15 protein-coding genes are annotated in these 17983 nt (G+C 68.2%); 12 read left to right on the top strand and 3 right to left on the bottom strand.

The features are described 5' to 3' along the window. Positions 1–104 precede the first annotated feature (104 nt). The 9 genes from CAL29_RS06695 (at position 105) to CAL29_RS06655 (ending at position 10863) form a co-directional block, all read left to right on the top strand. Positions 105–1283 (top strand): substrate-binding protein, encoded by a 1179-nt coding sequence (locus CAL29_RS06695; RefSeq protein ID WP_179283933.1) that lies wholly within the window; start codon positions 105–107, stop codon positions 1281–1283. 100 nt (positions 1284–1383) lie between these two features. Next, the gene (locus CAL29_RS06690) at positions 1384–2217 is read left to right on the top strand and encodes a branched-chain amino acid ABC transporter permease (RefSeq protein ID WP_094852137.1); all 834 of its coding nucleotides are present in this window, start codon (positions 1384–1386) and stop codon (positions 2215–2217) included. Further along, a complete protein-coding gene (locus tag CAL29_RS06685) occupies positions 2210–4117 on the top strand; it encodes an ABC transporter permease subunit (RefSeq protein ID WP_094852136.1) in 1908 nt (635 codons plus the stop codon). The genes CAL29_RS06690 and CAL29_RS06685 overlap by 8 nt, the downstream gene beginning before the upstream one ends. 4 nt (positions 4118–4121) lie before the next feature. Further along, on the top strand, positions 4122–4841 hold the full coding sequence (locus CAL29_RS06680; protein ID WP_094852135.1) for a branched-chain amino acid ABC transporter ATP-binding protein: 720 nt from the start codon (positions 4122–4124) through the stop codon (positions 4839–4841). Positions 4842–4943: 102 nt separating this feature from the next. Further along, positions 4944–6095 (top strand): transporter substrate-binding domain-containing protein, encoded by a 1152-nt coding sequence (locus tag CAL29_RS06675; RefSeq protein WP_094852134.1) that lies wholly within the window; start codon positions 4944–4946, stop codon positions 6093–6095. A gap of 2 nt (positions 6096–6097) precedes the next feature. Continuing rightward, positions 6098–6730: an ANTAR domain-containing response regulator gene (locus CAL29_RS06670; RefSeq protein WP_094852133.1), complete on the top strand. Its 633-nt coding sequence runs from the start codon at positions 6098–6100 to the stop codon at positions 6728–6730. Positions 6731–7006: 276 nt separating this feature from the next. Then, positions 7007–8521: an MBOAT family O-acyltransferase gene (locus CAL29_RS06665; protein ID WP_094852132.1), complete on the top strand. Its 1515-nt coding sequence runs from the start codon at positions 7007–7009 to the stop codon at positions 8519–8521. 7 nt (positions 8522–8528) lie between these two features. Continuing rightward, on the top strand, positions 8529–9680 hold the full coding sequence (locus tag CAL29_RS06660) for a DUF459 domain-containing protein (protein ID WP_143277625.1): 1152 nt from the start codon (positions 8529–8531) through the stop codon (positions 9678–9680). A gap of 7 nt (positions 9681–9687) precedes the next feature. Next, complete coding sequence (locus CAL29_RS06655) at positions 9688–10863, top strand: SGNH/GDSL hydrolase family protein (protein ID WP_094852130.1); 1176 nt, start codon at positions 9688–9690, stop codon at positions 10861–10863. A gap of 23 nt (positions 10864–10886) precedes the next feature. Here CAL29_RS06655 and CAL29_RS06650 read toward each other — a convergent pair whose 3' ends face one another. From CAL29_RS06650 to CAL29_RS06640, 3 genes are all read right to left on the bottom strand, one after another. Continuing rightward, positions 10887–11864: a tripartite tricarboxylate transporter substrate binding protein gene (locus CAL29_RS06650; RefSeq protein ID WP_094852129.1), complete on the bottom strand. Its 978-nt coding sequence runs from the start codon at positions 11862–11864 to the stop codon at positions 10887–10889. Positions 11865–11926: 62 nt separating this feature from the next. Beyond that, a complete protein-coding gene (locus CAL29_RS06645) occupies positions 11927–12676 on the bottom strand; it encodes an alpha/beta fold hydrolase (RefSeq protein WP_094852128.1) in 750 nt (249 codons plus the stop codon). Positions 12677–12817: 141 nt separating this feature from the next. Next, positions 12818–13477, bottom strand: coding sequence for a CerR family C-terminal domain-containing protein (locus CAL29_RS06640; protein WP_256977233.1), 660 nt, complete (start codon positions 13475–13477; stop codon positions 12818–12820). Positions 13478–13660: 183 nt separating this feature from the next. Here CAL29_RS06640 and CAL29_RS06635 point away from each other — a divergent pair, with 183 nt between their 5' ends. Genes CAL29_RS06635 through CAL29_RS06625 form a run of 3 tightly spaced genes read left to right on the top strand, consistent with a single transcriptional unit; the run spans position 13661 to position 17955 of the window. Next, positions 13661–14839, top strand: a complete 1179-nt coding sequence (locus tag CAL29_RS06635) for an HlyD family secretion protein (protein WP_094852126.1) — start codon at positions 13661–13663, stop codon at positions 14837–14839. Continuing rightward, positions 14832–16427, top strand: coding sequence for an MDR family MFS transporter (locus CAL29_RS06630; RefSeq protein WP_094852125.1), 1596 nt, complete (start codon positions 14832–14834; stop codon positions 16425–16427). The genes CAL29_RS06635 and CAL29_RS06630 overlap by 8 nt, the downstream gene beginning before the upstream one ends. 16 nt (positions 16428–16443) lie before the next feature. Next, positions 16444–17955 (top strand): efflux transporter outer membrane subunit, encoded by a 1512-nt coding sequence (locus tag CAL29_RS06625; RefSeq protein WP_094852760.1) that lies wholly within the window; start codon positions 16444–16446, stop codon positions 17953–17955. Positions 17956–17983: the final 28 nt, after the last annotated feature.

The following is a 17983-nucleotide window of genomic DNA, read 5'->3' as shown; positions in this document are numbered from 1 at the left end:
CCGCAATCGCGCAACCCACGACAACCACGTTCCAGCCCCGCCGTCCCCAGACCACCCTCAACGCAAAACCAGGCGCCTTGCCGGCCCCCCCAAGGAGAAACCCCATGAAATCCGTATCCCGTCTACTACGCGCCGGCGTCACGGCCGCCGCCCTCGCCGCGGCCTATGCCGCCATAATGCCCGCCGCCCAAGCCGCCGACCCCATACGCATAGGCGTGCCGGTCGGACTGTCCGGCGCCAACAGCGTGGTGGCGCCCGCGGTGGTGCAATCCTCGCAACTGGCCGTGGACGAAATCAACGCCGCCGGCGGCATCCTGGGCCGCAAGGTCGAACTGGAAATCGCCGACGACGGCTCGGGCGCCGTGGGCGCGCAGAAAGCCTACGACACGCTGGTGTTCCAGAAAAAGGTCGACGCCATCATCGCCATGGAAACCAGCGCCGCCCGCAACGCCGCGCTGCCCATCGTGAACCGCGGCAAGGTGCCGTACATCTACACGTCGTTCTACGAAGGACGTTCGTGCAACCGGTGGATGCACGTCAACGGCTGGGTGCCCGAGCAGCAGGTCGCGCCCATCGTCGACCACTTCATGAAGGAACAGAAAGCCAAGACCTTCTTCCTGGTGGGCAGCGACTACGCCTTCGGCCGCGGCATGCTGGACTTCACGCGCAAGTACATCGAAAAACAAGGCGGCAAGGTCGTGGGCGAGGAATACCTGCCCATGGACGGCAACGACTGGACCACGGTGATTTCCAAGATCCGCTCGGCCCAGCCCGACGCCTTGATCAGCTCCACCGCCGGCGGCGGCCCGAACGTCAGCCTGGCCAAGCAGATCAAGGCCGCGGGCCTGACCATGCCCTACGGCAACCTGGCCATCGACGAAGGCACGGCCAAGACCATGGGCGACACCGCGACCGGCATGTATATGTCGGCCTCCTACCTCACCGGCATCGACAACGCCGCCAACAAGAAATACCTGGATGGCCTGAAGGCGAAGTTCGGCAACGACGCCAAGACCGCCAACGAACTGTCCGAGCCGCAATACGAAGGCTTTTTCCTCTACAAGGCGGCGGTGGAAAAAGCCGGCGGCGTGGACGGCCAGAAGGTCGTGGACGCCCTGAGCCAGGTCTCCTTCGACGGCCCGCGCGGTCCGGTGCAGATGAACCGGCAGCGCCACGCCGCGCTGTCGATGCGCCTGGGCCAGGTGCAGGCCGACGGGTCGATCAAGATCCTGCAAACCTTCGACAAGGTCGATCCGGGCGCGCAGTGCCCGAACCTGAAGTAAGCATCGCCAGACTGGACGCGGCATACCGCGGGCGGGGCCGGCCGGGCGCATCGTGCGCCGCCGGCCGCCCCGCCGCGGAACCGCCGCGCGGGAGAACACCATGGGTATGTTGCTGGACATTCTCAGCACCGCGGCGATGCTGTACATCGTCACCGCCGGCTTAATGATGATCTTCGGGGTCATGAAGATCGTCAATTTCGCCCACGGCGCCATCATCACGCTGGGCAGCTACGCCAGCTTCGTGACGACGCGCCTGGGCCTGGACCCCTGGATCGGCCTGCCGCTGGCGCTGGGCGTGGGGGTGGTCACGGGCATGCTGGTCGAGTGGCTGATCGTGCGTCCGCTGTACAAGCGTCCGCTGGACGCCATCCTGGCCACCTGGGGCCTGGGCATCGTCATCGGCCAGGTCATCACCATCGGCTTCGGCCGCGAAGTCCAGTTCGTGGATTCGCCGGTGCGGGGCGCGCTGTCGGTGCTGGGCACCGAGTATTCCGCCTACCGGCTGCTGCTGATCCCGATCGCGGTGGCCCTGTGCCTGCTCATGACGGGCTTGCTGAACGGCACGCGCTTCGGCGTGAAGACCCGCGCCGTCATCATGAACGAGGACCTGGCCAAGGGGCTGGGCATCCATTCCGAACGCATCCGCTTCCTGACCTTCAGCCTGGGCGCGGGCCTGGGCGCGCTGGCGGGCGCGTTGATCACGCCGCTGTCCAGCGTGGATCCGAACATGGGCCTGCCGTGGCTGATCAGCGCCTTCATGCTGGTGATGGTGTCGGGCCATTCCATGGCCAGCCTGCTGCTGACCTGCGTGGTGTTCGGCGCCGCCCAGGTCGCCGTCAGCACCTTCGTCAGCCCCATCCTGGGCGGCGTCACCATCGCCGTGCTGGCCGCGCTGACCTTGCGCATACGACCCAAAGGATTCGCCCATGACTGAACGCGCCCATTCCGATGCGGCGGTCCTCCGCACACGCCGCGCGCGCCGCGCCGGCGAACTGGGCTGGCTGGCGGCGATCTGCCTGGTCCTGACCGTCGCCGGCCCCTGGCTGTTCGACACCTATCTGCTGAACGTCCTGATCAAGGCGCTGTTCTTCGCGGTCGCCGCCGTCACCGTCGACCTGCTGTGGGGCTATACCGGCTACCTGACCTTCGGCCAGTCGGCGTTCTTCGGCGTGGGCGCGTATGCCGCCGGCCTGGTGTTCACGCACCTGGGTTTCTCGCCCGGCATGGCCTGGCTGGCGTTCGCGGCCGCCCTGGGCGCGGCGGCCGTCATCGCGGCGATTACCGGATGGCTGTCGTTCTACCGCGGCGCCTCGCCCTTCTTCGCCACGGTGATTTCGCTGGTGCTGCCCATCGTGCTGACGCAACTGGCCTTGTCCGGCGGCACGTTCACCGGCTCGTCCTCGGGGCTGACGGGCTACGACACCTTCGACCTGTCGCTGGAGGCCTGGTACGTGATCGCGGCGTTGTCGCTGTCCGTCGTCGCCCTGCTGGCCTGGGTGGTGGTCCGCAGCGACGGCGGCCGCCTGCTGGTGGCGCTGCGCGACAACGAATCGCGCTGCGCCTACCTTGGCATGAACACCGCCCGGATCCGCATCGCGCTGCTGGTCGTGTGCGGCGTGGTGGCCAGCGCGGCGGGCTTCGGCTACGGCGCGTTCAGCGGCGTGGTCGCGCCCGAGCTGGCCGGCTTCGTGTTCGGCACCGAGCTGATCATCTGGGTGGCGCTGGGCGGCCGCGGCACGATCTGGGGGCCGGTCGCGGGCACCATCGCGATCAACGTCGCCGCGTCGTACTTGAGCGGCAGCATGCCGTTCGTCTGGCAACTGATCCTGGGCGTGGCATTCATCGCCGTGATCCTGCTGCTGCCACGCGGCTTGCTGCCCCTGCTGCTGGCGCCCCTGCGCCGGCGCGCGGCGGCGGCGCCCACCCCGGCCCTGCGTTCGCGGCCGGTGGCGGCCGGCGCCGGCGCCCAGGCCGCGGCGGCCTTGGCCATGCAGGGCGTCGCCAAGCATTTCGGCAGCCTGAAAGTGCTGGAGGGCATAGACCTGCGCGCCGACGGCGGCGAGCTGCTGGGCCTGATCGGGCCGAACGGCGCCGGCAAGACCACGCTGATGCGCTGCATCAGCGACGGCCAGGAGCGCTCGGCGGGCGCCGTGCAGCTATGCGGCCACGACATCGCCCGCCACGCCCCGGACCGCTGCGTGCGCTTCGGGCTGGGCCGCAAGTTCCAGAACGCCAACGTGTTCGACACGCTGACGGTGGCGGAAAGCCTGCGCATCGCCTCCACGCTGCGCGCCAGGCAATCCTGGCTGAAACGCGCGCCGGACCTGGCCTTGCCGGACTACGCGCTGGAAGTGCTGGGCACCACGGGCCTGGACCGCAAGCTGGACGCCGTGACGCGCAACCTGTCCCACGGCGAGCAGCAGGCGCTGGAACTGGCCATGGTGCTGGCGCTGGAGCCGCGCGTCATCCTGCTGGACGAGCCCACCGCGGGCCTGACCAAGACCGAACGCACGCAGATCGGCGAGGTGCTGTCGTCGCTGGCGCACACCTATGGCCTGTGCTGCCTGCTGGTCGAACACGACCTGGACTTCGTGCAGGAAGTCGCCACGCGCATCGTCGTGCTGCACCAGGGCCGCATCGTCATGCAGGGCAGTTTCAAGGAAGTGGTGGAATCGGAATTGGTGCGCACCATCTATGCCGGCACGGCGCAGACGGCCATGGGCGCGGACGCCGGCAGCCTGCAAGGCCAGGCCCGGCAGCACGACGCGCCGGACGCCGATCCGGCGTCGGCAGCGACATCGGCAGCGACATCCATCCGTCCGCAGGGAGCATGAACGCATGACCGCATCCGCATCCGCCTACGCCCTGGACGTCGACAAAGTCGCCAGCGGCTACAAATCCTCCATCGTGCTGCAGGACGTTTCCCTGTCCATCCGGCCCGGCGAATCCATCGCCCTGCTGGGCAAGAACGGCATGGGCAAGAGCACGCTGCTGAAAACCATCATGGGCTACCTGCCCAAGAAACGCGGCAGCGTGCGCCTGGGCGGCCGCGACGCCACCCGCCTGCCCCCGTACCAGATCGCGCGCTGCGGCGTGGCCTATGCCGCGCAGGAGCAGCCGCTGTTCCAGGACCTGAGCATCCGCGACAACCTACGGCTGGGCCTGGCCAGCGACGGCCAGTTCGACGAACGGTTCGACGGCGTGACCGCGGTCTTTCCCGTGTTTCGCACCCGGCTGCGGCAACACGCGGGCACGCTCTCGGGCGGCGAGCAGAAAATGCTGCTGGTGGCGCGCGCGCTGATGATGCAGCCGACCTTGCTGCTGCTGGACGAAATCACCGAAGGATTGCAGCCGTCGGTCATAGACACCCTGGCGCAGGCCCTGTTGTGGGAACGCGAACGCCGCGGCACCACCATGCTGATCGTCGAGCAGAACGTGGCCTTCGCGCTGAAGGTGGCCGACCGCTACGTGATATTGAAGCAGGGCAGCATCGTCGACGAGGGCCAGGTGCGCGAAGCGGACGCGGCGGCGCGCATCTTCGAGCATCTGAAGGTGTGACGCGCGGCGATGCAGCGATGCACACCGCGCCCGCGCAAGCGCACGGCGCCGGGGTATGCTGCGGAAACACGCGCGCCGCCCCGTTTTTCCCTGGAATGAATCATGACGTCCTCTACTCCTACCGCTCCCCACAGCTCAGGCTGGCGCGTGGGCGTGCTGTATTCGCGCACCGGCGTGTCCGGCATCACGGAATCGCAGCATTTTTTCGGCACCGTCCTGGCCATAGAGGAAATCAACGCCCTGGGAGGCGTCCTGGGCCGCGCGCTGGACCCGATAGCCTACGACCCGCGCAGCGACGCCGACGAATACCGGCGCCTGGCCGGCCGCCTGTTGCTGGACGACGAGATCAACGTCATTTTCGGCGCCTGCACCTCGCACTGCCGCAAGGCCATGCTGCCGGCGGTCGAGCGCACCAACGCGCTGCTGTGGTACGCCTCGGTGTATGAAGGGTTCGAGTATTCCCCCAACGTCATCTACACCGGGGCGTCGCCCAACCAAAGCAGCATGCAACTGGCCGCCTACCTGATGCAGCATTGCGGCAAGCGGATTTTCCTGGTCGGCGCGGACTATATCTATCCGCGCGAAACCAACCGCATCCTGCGCGAGGCCGTCGAGGACCACGGCGGCGAGATCCTGGATGAAATCTACCTGCCGCTGGGCTGCGCCGACAGCGATATCCACGAGGTCATCCGCGATATACAGGCCAGGGACCCCGACGTGGTGTTTTCCACGCAGATCGGCAGCGACGCCCTGCGCTTCTACCGCCGCTTCCACGACGTCGGCCTGCATGCGCGGAACATCCCCATCGCCAGCCTGACCGTCACCGAATCCGAGGTCCGCGAAATCGGCGCCGAGGTCTGCACCGGCCACATCACGGCGGCGCCCTACTTCAATACGCTGCAGAACCCGCGCAACGATTATTTCCTCCAGCGCTGGCACGCGCGGTTCGGCGACCGGCCGGCCAGCGTGTATGCCGAGGCCTCGTACAACCAGGTGCACCTGTTCGCGCGCGCCCTGCAACGGGTGGGCAGCCTGGACACGCGCAAACTGGTGCAGGCGGCGCATGGCGTGACGCTGGATTCGCCCGAGGGTCCGCTGTCCATCCTGGCCGAGAACAACCATTGCGTGCTGACCCCGCGCATCGGCGTGTGCCGGCCCGACGGCCGCTTCGACGTGGTCTGGCAGAGCGCCGAACCCGTCAAGCCGGATCCCTACCTGACCACCTTCGGTCTGGACGAATTCTGGCTGAGGTAAGCATGGATCCCAGTCTTCGCCGCCTCTATGAAGACCTGCGCAGCGTGGCCGTCGCCGTGGTGTACCCGCCCGGCGAGGACCGCGACCTGCTGGTCGAGCAATTGCAGCGCATCGGCTGCCGCATCCATCTGTGCTGGCCGTTCCCGGGGCATCCGCCCGCCGGCGCCGACGTGGTCTTTTTCCAGGTGTCCCAGATCCTGCAGAACAGTTCGGCCTGGTGCGCCAGCGAGGTCGACGCCACGCTGATCGCCTTGTCCGAATACGAAACGCCCACCACGCTGAAACTGCTGCTCAAGACCAATGCCCATGGGGTGCTGACCCGCCCCTTCCGGTCGGCCGGGATCCTGAGCACGCTGGTGCTGGCGCGCTCGGCCAAGCAGTTCCAGAATCGCCAGCAGAACAAGATCGCCAAGCTCGAAGGCACCATCAAGTCCAGGCGCGTCATCGAGAAGGCCATGCGCGTGCTGATGGACAACCAGCACCTGGGCGAGCGCGAGTCCTACGAGCACATGCGCGCCCGCGCCACCAAGCTGCGGGTCAGCGTGGCCGAGGTGGCCGCCATGATCCTGGAAGCCAGCGAGGCCATGGAGAAACTGGGCCTGGGCGGCGCGAAACCCAAGCCGCCGCGCGACTGAGGGGGGCGCCGCGCGCCCTATCGAATTTCCCCACCACGGGGACTGCCCCGCCCCCGCCGCCTCAAGCCCCCGCAGTACCGGACAGGGGCCTTCCGGTGCTAGACTGCCGTCCGTCCCGTGATCGGGCGCGGTTTACGGACGCGCGCCTTGCCCCGCGGGCAATCGCCGCGCCGCTGCCCGGCATGAAAACAGGGCAAAATCCCGCGCCGCCCGGAAAACGGCGCCGGCGACAGCGACAGCGACAAGCACAACCAGGATGAAGAAGAGAAATATTTCGTGGGCCTGATATCCATCGAATTCGGCTTGGGATTCCCCGTTTTTTTCCTCCTGTATTGGCTCTTCCGGCCAAGGCCCGACATCCAGAACGCGCTCCTGACGCTGGCCAGCCTGGCCTTGCTGGGGTATTACGGCTCCGGCCGCGTGGTCGCCTGCGTCGTCGTTTTCACCGTCCTGGTCTACCTGCTGGCCAAGGCCATCCACGCCAGCCCCGCGCCGGGCGCGCGCAAGGCCTGGCTGCTGCTGGGGGTGGCCCTGGCGGCCCTGAACCTGATTTTCTGGAAATACGGCGAGCATTGGCGCGTGCCCCTGGCCGAACTGCTCTCCAATCATGGGCTGGACGTCGACCTGCAAAACCAATGGCTGCTGCCGCTGGGCCTGTCGTACTACACCTTCCAGGGCATCAGCTACCTGGTCGGCTGCTACCGCGGCGAGATCCAGGTCGAGCGGCGGCTGGACCTGCTGGAACTGCTGGGCCACTTCGGCCTGTTCCTGACCGTCACGGCCGGCCCCATCCATCGCGCCACCGACGCCAGGCTCCTGACCGGCTACGACGACGCCCCGTGCAACGCGCTGGACCAGATCAAGACGCGCGAGCCCCGGCACATCATCGCGCCGACCTTCGCGCTCTGCCTGATCCTGGTCGGCCTGGCGAAGAAATGGTGGCTATCCGGCTGGCTGGCCGCGCACGTGGTGGCGCCCGTATTCGCCAATCCCTCCCAATACCACTCGCTGGACATCTTCGCCGCGATCCAGGGCTATACGCTGCAGTTGTTCTTCGATTTCTCGGGCTATAGCGACCTGGTGGTGGGGATGGGACTGCTGCTGGGCCTGCGCCTGCCGGTCAATTTCCGCGCCCCGCTGCTGGCCCACAACCTGCGCGAGTTCTGGAACCGCTGGCACATCAGCCTTTCCACCTGGATACGGGACTATCTCTACATCCCGCTGGGCGGCAGCCGCGGCGGCTTCCTGCGCACGCAATTCAACCTGCTCGCGGCCATGGTCCTGTCCGGCATCTGGCACGGCTGGAACGGCTTTTTCCTGAAATTCGCCCTGTGGGGCCTGCTGCACGGCCTCGGCCTGGTCTTGCTGAATATCGGCGACAACCTGTTCGCGCGCATCCCGGGATGGCGCGGCGGCGGCCGCAAGCGCGACTTCGTCTCCGGCCTCGGCCTGCCGGCGCGCGCGCTCTCGATCTTCCTGACCGTGCAGTTCGTGTGCTTCTGCTTCATCCTGTTCCCCATCCAGGATCTCGGCGAACTCGCGCCGCTATTCCATGCCCTGCTGCACAACGTCCATGACATCCGCATCGGCCCGTGGACGCTGCCCGTGCTCATGGCCATGCTGGTGCTGTGGCTGCTGTATCCCCGGCTGCGCCGCCTGCCCGAGCAATGCGCCGGCGGCCTGGCGCGGTCTCCCGCCCTGCTGCGCCCGGCGCTGATATTCGCCGGCTTCGTCCTGATCGTGCTGCTGGCGCCGTCCGGCATCCCCGGTTTCATGTATGCCAATTTCTGAATCCGTCATGGCATCCCCGCGCAAACAATCCCTGTCGACCCTGGTTTCGCTGGTATTCCTGGCGCTGGCCTCCCTCTGGCTGATGCAGGGGCCCATCGGCATCTACTATCAGCAGACCTATCACCGCGACTACCCGCTCGCCGTCCTCGAACAAAGCGGGGTCTGGAAATCCGGGCAGCGGATCTGGGCCAGCCTCAACCGGGCGATCGACGACACCGGCAAGTCCCTGGATGCCGGCTCCGCCAGCCTGACCGACGACGCCAACCGGAATTTCGTCCTGACCGAGGACTTCTACCGGCGCGAGCGCGAGGCCAGGGCGGAGGAAGAAAACCAGCGCCGGGCCGCCGCCGAACTGCTGGCGCGGCAGAAGCAGGAAGCCGAGGCACGGCAACGGGCGGACGAGGCGCGCCTGCGCGAAGAACAGGCCGCGCAGGACGAACGCAGCCGCGCCCTGGCGCAGGAAGCCCGGCGCCGCGCCGAGGAAGAAAGACGCGCCAATTACCTCATGATCGCGCCGCCCGGCAAGGTCTTCATGGCCGGCGATTCCCTGATGCAAGGCATCGCGCCCCATCTGCTGCGCACGCTCAAGACGCAATACGGCATCGAGGGCGTCGACCTGAGCAAGCAAAGCACGGGCCTGTCCTATCCGAGCGCCTTCAATTGGCCGGAGACCATCTCCCGCACCCTGCTCAAGGATCCCGGCATCCGCCTGCTGGTCATCATGCTGGGCCCCAACGATCCCTGGGACATGCCGGACCCCGCCAACAAAGGCGGCAAATTCCTCCGCTTCAAGACGCCCGAATGGGAAGCGGTCTATCGCCAGCGCATCGCCGGCATCGTCCAGTCCAATGCCGCCCGGGGCGTCAGCACCTTGTGGATAGGCGCCCCGGGCATGAAGGCCGCCAGGCTGGACGGCCAGATGCTGTGGCTGATGCAGGTCGTGCAGGACGAAGTGGAAAAGCAGGGCGCGGTGTTCGTGGACACGCGCCACCTGCTGCCCGGCGAGAACGTCGGCTACAGCGATTCCATCGTGCTCGACGGCAAGACCACGAAAATGCGCAGCGGCGACGGCATCCATTTCTCCGTCGCCGGACAGAAATACCTCGCGGGGCAGATTTTGGATAAGCTGCGCCTGCCGCCACCGGTTTCATCACAGTGAGTCGCCCATGCTTTCGACGTTCCGCCCTCGCATCCTGCTTGCCGCCTTGGTCCTGGGCGCGGGGCTGCTCGCGCCCGCCGCGCGCGCCCATGCGCTGTACGACTACGGCGACAGGAACGCGGCCCGCATCGCCGCCTTGCTGACGACTTCGGCCGGACGCCAGGACGGTTTCCACATGGTGCAGATCGGCGACTCCCACACGGCGGGAGACTATTTCACCGACTACCTGCGCACCGAGCTGCAACAGCGGCTGGGCGACGGCGGCATAGGCTGGGCCATGCCGATGTACGCCAGCGGCCAGCGGCTGGCCCGGGTCGGCTATGAGGAAGAAGGCTGGGAACTGCTCACCAGCCGCAACGGCGGCGAGGCCGACTATCCCTTCGGCGGCATGATCGCGCGCGGCACCGGCGTCGGCGGCCAGTTGACCATCAAGACCAAGTCCGATGACAGCCCGCGGCAACGCATCGTCATGGTGATCAGCCAGGCCGCCGGCGATCCGCCGCTGCACATCATCGACGCGGACAGCGAGGTCCAGGACGTCAAGGCCAAACGCGCCGACGGGTCCTGGTCCGACGCCGCGTTCACCGCCCGCCTGCCCTTCATCGTGACCACCGAGGGCAGCCCGAATACCCGCATCGGCGGATGGTGGATGACCGCCGAACGGCCGGGCGCCATCGTCTCCGCGGTGGGCATCAATGGCTCCGAACTGGCGCAGTGGGACCGCTGGCGCGCCGGCTGGATGGACGACCTGGCCCTGGGCAAGCCCGACCTGATCGCGCTCGCCTACGGCACCAACGAAGCCTTCCAGGGCAACCTGGATCCGCAGGACTTCCAGCGCACGCTGGAAACGGCCGTCGATCGCCTGCGCGCGAAATTTCCCCGCAGCGCCATCCTCATCATCGGCGCGCCCGAATCGCTGTCCTCCTTCAAGGGCGGCGCCTGCGGCCAGCGCGCGCCGTCCCTGAACCTGGTCCAGCAGGCGCAGCGCGCGGTCGCCCGGGAGAAACACACGCTCTACTGGGATTGGCAGCAGGCCATGGGCGGCGGATGCTCGATGCGGAAATGGGTCAACCAGAAGCTCGCCCGCAAGGACGGCGTCCATTTCAGCCAGGAAGGCTATGAGCGCGCCGCCGGCGACCTGCTGGCCGGCCTGCTGCACCTGCGCGGGGCCGGCGCCAGATAGGAAAGAAGCGCCGCGCCCCGGCGCTATTCCTGGCGCACGCGATCCAGCCCCGCCAACAGCTTGGGCAAGGCCGCGCCGTCGGACCGCAATTGCCGCGCGAACGCCTGCGCGCTGCTGTCCGCCAGCTCGAAACCCAGGGTATTGAGCTGGCCCCGGAACGTGTCCTGTTGCGAGAGCGCGCGCAATCCGCCGCCGAGGCGATCCAGGACGGGCGCCGGCGTGCCGGCCGGCGCCAGCAAGCCGAACCAGGAAGGACTGAACGGAATCACGGTGCCCGCCTCGACCAGGCTGGGAATGGCCGGCGCCAGCGGCGAACGCCGGGCCTGGATGACCGCCAGGGCGCGCAGCTTGCCGCTCGCCAGATGCGGCAGCATGCCCGGCAAGGCGCCCGCGGCGGCATCGGTCTCGCCCGCCATCGCCGCCACTGTCGCCGGGCCGGCGCCCTTGTACGGAATGGCGCGCCAGTCGCCGCCTTCGGCCCGGCGCACCTTGAGGATCGCCACGTGAGGCTCGTTGCCGAAACCCGGCGTCCCGACGGTCACGCCCCGCGTCTTGGCCTGCCGGACGAGATCCGCCCAGGATGCGATGGGCGAATTGCCCGCCACGACGATGACCAGCGGACTGGTGGCGACCATGCCGACCGGGCTGAAGCTGTTGACCGGATCGTAGCGCGCGACGCCCGGCATCAGCGTGACGTTGGCCACCAGCGCGCTGCCGGACAAAAGCAGCGTGGCGCCGTCGGGATCGGCCTTGGCGACATAGTCGAAGGCGATGTTCCCGCCCGCGCCGGGACGGTTCTCGATCACGAACGGCGCCTGCAGCGCCGCGCCCAGGGCCTCTCCCAGCTTGCGCGCCAGCAGGTCCATGGCGCCGCCGGGAGCCAGGGGCACGATCAGCCGGGTCGGGGACGCGGCGCGCGCTGCACGCATGGCAAAACCGGAGGGCAAGGCGGCGGCCAGCGCCGCGCCGAGGAATCGGCGGCGATTGAAGGCGGAAGACATGGCGGGTTCCTGGCGGGTAAGGGAATGAACCGGTGGAATGGACCGGTGAACGGCGGCGCGCCTCAGGTCGAATGCGCGTGGAAGAAATCCAGCAGCAGGCCCGGATAGCGGGCGCGGTTTTCCTCCCCCTCCCAGGCGTCCTCGATGCGCGAATCGCGCGCCAGCGCATGGATTTCGTCGGAGATCGCGCCGGGATGCGGCGTATCGTGGCCGCGCAAGACCAGCAGCGGCGTGGTCACCGACGCCACGAAGTCCCGGTCGACGGAGAAGATGAAGTCCCCGCCGAACAGCAATTGATATTGCCGCGCCAGCACGTCGGGATCGGCGTCGGGCCAACGCGCCCGGAAGCCCGCCGACCAGTCGCGGAAGGACTGTTCGAAGTGCGCGCGGTTGTGGTCGTCCAGGCCCGACGTCGCCTGCACGACGAAGGACGCCACGCGGTCGCCGGCGCGCTCGATGAGCTTGAAGCCGAACGGGCCGCCGATGCACGCGCCGAGAATATGGAACCGCTCGATGCCCAGGCGGTCGAGCAGTCCCAGTTGATCGGCGGCATAGTCGTCCCACGTCAGCGGGCGCGCATAGGGACCGTGAGAATTCCCCGCATTGCGCTGATCCAGCGTGATCAGCCGGAAATGCCGCGCCAGGAACGGCCGGGGATCGGGAAAATTGCGCGGCTGGCCGTCGGCGCGGACGCCCCAGAAACGGGCTTGCGAATCCAGGCCGCCGGGCGCCAGCGCAAGGATCGCCGGGCGCGCGGCGTCGCCGGCATCCTCGTAGTACAGGGTTGTGTCACCGACATTCACGACAGGCATGCGAACTTCCCGCTACAGGCAAAACAATCGACAAGCGTCGATTATTCGGGCCCGCGTGCCCCGCGAACAAATACAAGATATCGATAAGCTAACGCTTGCGGCCCGTCTTCATCGCCATGAACGCCATCCCCGTCAGCGGCATCAAGCCGCTTCCCCGCCCTTCCTGTTCGCTTCCCGGTGCCAGCTTTCCAGCAACTGGCGGGTCTGGGCGCGCACGGTGGACTTGATCAGCTCCGCCTTTTCCGCGTCGATGTCGTTCCAGCCGAACAAGGTCAGGGTGGTCCGGCGGGCGATGTGGAACACCAGCAACTGGCCGTTCAGGCTCATCATGCGCACCAGGTTCCGCGGATCGTTGGGCGGGCAGCCGGTGAGCCGCCCCAGCAAGGCTGCACAGAGGTCGTTCAGCGGCTTGCGCAGCCGGCACTGAAGCACTTCCGACGCGATGCCGGGCTCGTGCCCCGCCTGCTCGCGGGCGAAGAACATGCGGGGGTCCGGGTCGCGCCGGACCGTGAACATCTTGTCGGCGATGGTTTCCTGGATGCGGATGAAGGCGTCGATCAGGCGCTCGGCGTCGCCGTTCTCCGCCAGCACCTGGCGCGCATGCGTCGAGACCGGCTCGAAAAAGGCCAGCGTCTCGTCCGCGATGTGTTCCGCGCAAGCCCGGTACAGGCCTTCCTTGTTCTCGAAGTAATACTGCAAGGCGGGCGCGTTGACGCCCGCGCGCTGGGCGATATCGCGGGTGGAGGCGCCGTCGAAACCCGCCTCGCCGAAGCGCTCGATGGCGGCATCGATGATGCGCAAGCGCGTTTCATCCCCCCGGGCGTAACCGCCCGCGGCCGGGCGCCGGGGCCGTTTGGCATCGATCATTTTGTTTTCTCCCGCAACCGTAACAAACCAGACAACTTCTAAAAATATAACACTTGATAAATTTTTTCCGATCGATAAAAATCTTCCGGTCGTTAAATTTTCGTCTATTCGCCCCTCATGTCGACCAACGCTGACACCTTGCCCGGCGCGCCTCCCGCAGTGCCTCCCGCCACGCCCGCGGCCGCCGGACCGCGCCGCGCCTCCCGCAAGCGCATGGTATTGCTGGCGGGCGCCGGACTGGTCGTCCTGGCCGGCGCCGCCTGGCTGGGACACTGGTGGCTGGTGGGACGCTACTTCGAAAGCACCGACGACGCCTATCTCCAGGCCGACGCCGTGACGGTGGCCCCCAAGATCAGCGGCTACGTTGCTGAAGTCTACGTTGCCGACAACCAAACGGTGAAAGTCGGCGATCCGCTGTTGCGCCTGGATGACGGCACGTACCGCGCCGCGCTGGACCAGGCCAAGGCCACCTTGGCCGCCCGCGACGCCGACCTGGCCCGCGCCCAGGCCGAATTGCGGCAGCAGCAGGCCAGCCTCGAACAGGCCCAGGCCCAGCAGCGCGTGGCGCGGCTGAACGCCCAGCACGCCGAGGACGAAGTGCGCCGTTACCGCCCCCTGGCCGCCAGCGGCGCCGAAACCAGCGAGCGCCTGGCCAACCTGGTCAACACCCGCGACCAGGCGCAGGCCACCCTGGCCGCCAACACCGCCGCCGTGGCGGCCGCCCAGGCGCAACTGGCCGTCACCGCCGCCGGCATCGACCAGGCCCGCGCCCAGGCCGAGGCCGCGCGCGCCAGCATGCGCCAGTCCAACCTGGACATGCAGGACACCGTGGTGCGGGCGGCCCAGCCCGGCCGCGTCGGCGACCGCAGCGTGCGCGTCGGCCAGTATGTCCAGCCCGGCACGCGCGCCATGACGGTGGTGCCGGTGCAGAACGTCTACCTGGTGGCCAACTTCAAGGAAACCCAGATCGGCCGCATGCGCGTCAACCAGCCGGTCACCCTGCGCGTGGACGCCTTGCCGGGCACCGAACTGCATGGCGTGGTGGACAGCTTCGCGCCCGGCACCGGCTCCCAGTTCGCCCTGCTGCCGCCGGAGAACGCGACCGGCAACTTCACCAAGATCGTCCAGCGCGTGCCGGTGCGCATCCGCATCGATACGGGCCCGGCCACGCGCAGCCTGCTGCTGCCGGGACTGTCGGTGACGGCGGAAGTCGACACGCGCGGCGCCCGCGACGACGAACAGAAGGTGCGCGAGGAAAATCGCGCCACCGCCCCGGCGGAAAACAGCCATGGCTGACGCCGCCGCCCTGTCCGCGCCCGCATCCCAGCCCGCGCCGCCGCCGGCGCGGGCCACCGCGGCGGATTGGATCGCCGTCGCCGGCGGCGCGCTGGGCGCGCTGATGGCCACGCTGGACATCTCCATCACCAATTCCGCGCTGCCGCAGATCCAGGGTTCGATCGGCGCCACCGGCACGGAAGGCACCTGGATTTCCACCGGCTACCTGCTGTCCGAGATCGTCATGATCCCGCTGGCGGCCTGGCTGACGCGCGTCTTCGGCCTGCGCAACTTCCTGCTCGGCAACGCCGTGCTGTTCGCCATGTTTTCCGCCATGTGCGGCCTGTCCAGTTCCTTGCCGCAGATGATCATCGGCCGCATCGGCCAGGGCTTCGTCGGCGGCGCGATGATTCCCACCGCGCAGACCATCATCCGCACGCGCCTGCCGCGCGAGCAGATGCCGATAGGCATGACCATGTTCGGCCTCATCGTGCTGCTGGGTCCGCTGCTGGGGCCGGTGGCGGGCGGCTGGCTGGCCGAGAACATAAGCTGGAGCTGGTGCTTCTTCGTCAACCTGCCGGTCTGCGTGGGCCTGGTGGCCCTGCTGCTGCTGGGCCTGCCGTCGGAAAAAGCGCACTGGGGCGAATTCATCAAGGCGGACTGGCTGGGCATCGCCGGCCTGTCGGTGGCGCTGAGCTCGCTGACCGTGGTGCTGGAGGAAGGCCAGCGCGAACGCTGGTTCGACTCGACCATGATCACCACCCTGAGCATCGTGTCCTTCATCGGCTTCATCGTGCTGGGCGTGGCGCAATTCACCGCGCGCAAGCCCATCGTGCGGCTGAGCCTGCTGCGCAATCCCCGCTACGCCAGCGTCATCCTGATCGTCTTCGCCGTGGGCGCGGGCCTGTACGGGGTGTCCTACCTGGTGCCGCAGTTCCTCAGCCTGATCGCCGGCTACAACGCCCAGCAATCCGGCGCCGTCATGCTGGTGTCCGGCATCCCGGCCTTCCTGATGATGCCGCTGCTGCCGCGCCTGCTCGGCAAGGCCGACTTCCGCGTGCTGGTCATCCTCGGCCTGCTGTTGTTCGTCGGCAGTTGCCTGCTGGACATCGACCTGACCGCGCAGGCGGTGGGCCATGATTTCTACGGTTCGCAATTCCTGCGCGGCATCGGCCAGATGCTGTGCATGATGCCCCTGAACCAGGCGTCGATGGCCGCGGTGACGCGCGAGGAATCCGGCGATGCGGCCGGCCTGTACAACATGGCGCGCAACCTGGGCGGCTCGGTCGGCCTGGCGCTGATCGGCGTGGTCATCGACCGCCGCAACAAGTACCACGCCGACGTCATCCGCGAATCGCTAACGGCCAACTCCGTCGCCGGCCAGGACCATATCGCCGCCAGCGCCGCGAACTGGTTCGCCCAGACCGGCGACATGGCCTATTCGAAAATGCGTGCCCTGGGCCAACTGGCCGCGCAGATCCAGCAGCAGGCCGCGGTCATGACCTACTCCGACACTTTCTATCTGCTCGCCCTGGCCCTGCTGGCCTGCGTCCCGCTGGCCCTGCTGCTGAAAACCCCACGCGGCCCGGTGCCGTCCGCCGGACATTGAATCCGCAATGAACGCCATGAAGTCTTCCCGCCACGCCGCGCCCTTGCCGGGGCCTGCCCGCCGGCCCTTGCCGTCGTTGCGGCCCGTTTCCCTGTTCCTCTCGCTGCTGCTGGCCGGCTGCGCGGTCGGCCCCGATTACCACGGCGCGCCGGACGCCGCGCCCGAAGCCCGGCAGGCGCGGACCTTCGTGCGCCAGCCGGACGCGGGCGCCGGCGTCCTCGCCGGCGCAGCGGCCGCGCAATGGTGGCGCGCGCTCGGCGACGCCCAATTGAATACCTTGATCGAGGCCGCCCTGGCGCACAACCCCGACGTGCACGCGGCCCAGGCGCGCCTGCGGCAATCGCGCGCGCAACTGCGGCAGCAGCAGGCCAACCAGATGCCGACCAGTTCCGCCACGGTCGCGGCGGTGCGCACCAGCGCGCCCGACAGCGGCCTCACCACGGGCGGCCCCTTGACGCTGTACGCGGCGGGTTTCGATGCGTCGTGGGAACTGGATCTCTTCGGCGGCAAACGCCGCGCGGTCGAAGCCGCCTCCGCCGAGGCCGAGGCGGTGGACGCCGACCTCGCGGACACGCAGGTGTCGCTGGCGGCGGAAGTGGCGCAGGCCTACATCGGCCTGCGCGACCAGCAACAGCGCCTGCGCCTGGCCCAGGCCTCGGCGGAACTGCAACAGCGCATGCTGGACCTGACCTTGCAGCGCCGCGCGGCCGGCACCGCCGCCGACGTGGACGTCGAGCGCCTGACCACGCAAGTCCAGACCACCCGCGCCACGCTGGTCCCGCTGGACGAGCAGATCAGTGAATCGCTGGACCGCCTGGCGGTCCTCACCGGGCGCGAGCCCGGCGACCTGGACCAGGCGCTGGCGCCGATCGGCGACCTGCCCACCCTGCCCGCCGCCGTCGAGGTCGAGGATCCCGCCGCCATGCTGCGGCGGCGCCCCGACATCCGCGCCGCCGAACGCCGGCTGGCCTCCGCCAACGCGCAGATCGGCGAGCAGACCGCCGATCTTTTCCCCAAGGTGTCGCTGTTCGGCAGCCTGGGCTTCAGCGCCGACACGCCGGGGCATCTGTTGCGCAAAAGCAACCGTAGCTGGCTGGGCGTGCCCTACCTGCAATGGAACCTGCTGGATTTCGGCCGCACCCGGGGCGCCATCCACGCCGCCGAGGCGGCCCGCGACGAAGCCGAGGCCAAGTACGCGCACACGGTGCTGCAAGCCCTGCAGGACGCCAATGGCGCCTTGTCGCGCTACGGCCACCAGCGCGAGCACCTGGACCGGCTGCGCCAGGTCGAGGTGTCGGCCCAGCGCGCCGCCGACCTGACCCGCCAGCGCTACCGCGCCGGCACGACCACCCTGATCGACCTGCTGGACACCCAGCGCAGCGAATTCGCCGCCCAGCAGGACGTGGTAGCCGGCCAGGCCGAGCTGCTGGACGACTTCGTGTCCCTGCAGAAGAGCCTGGGCCTGGGCTGGAAAGAAGGGGCCGCCTCCGGGCAGCCCCCGATGACGAACGGCCGCGACTCGGGTTAAATATAGAAGTCATCCACTCAAAAAACGA

The sequence above is a fragment of the Bordetella genomosp. 10 genome, assembly GCF_002261225.1.
Classification (GTDB): Bacteria; Pseudomonadota; Gammaproteobacteria; order Burkholderiales; family Burkholderiaceae_B; genus Bordetella_C.
The sequence above is the reverse complement of the archived record's forward strand: the minus strand, read 5'-3'. Positions and strand labels throughout refer to the sequence as shown.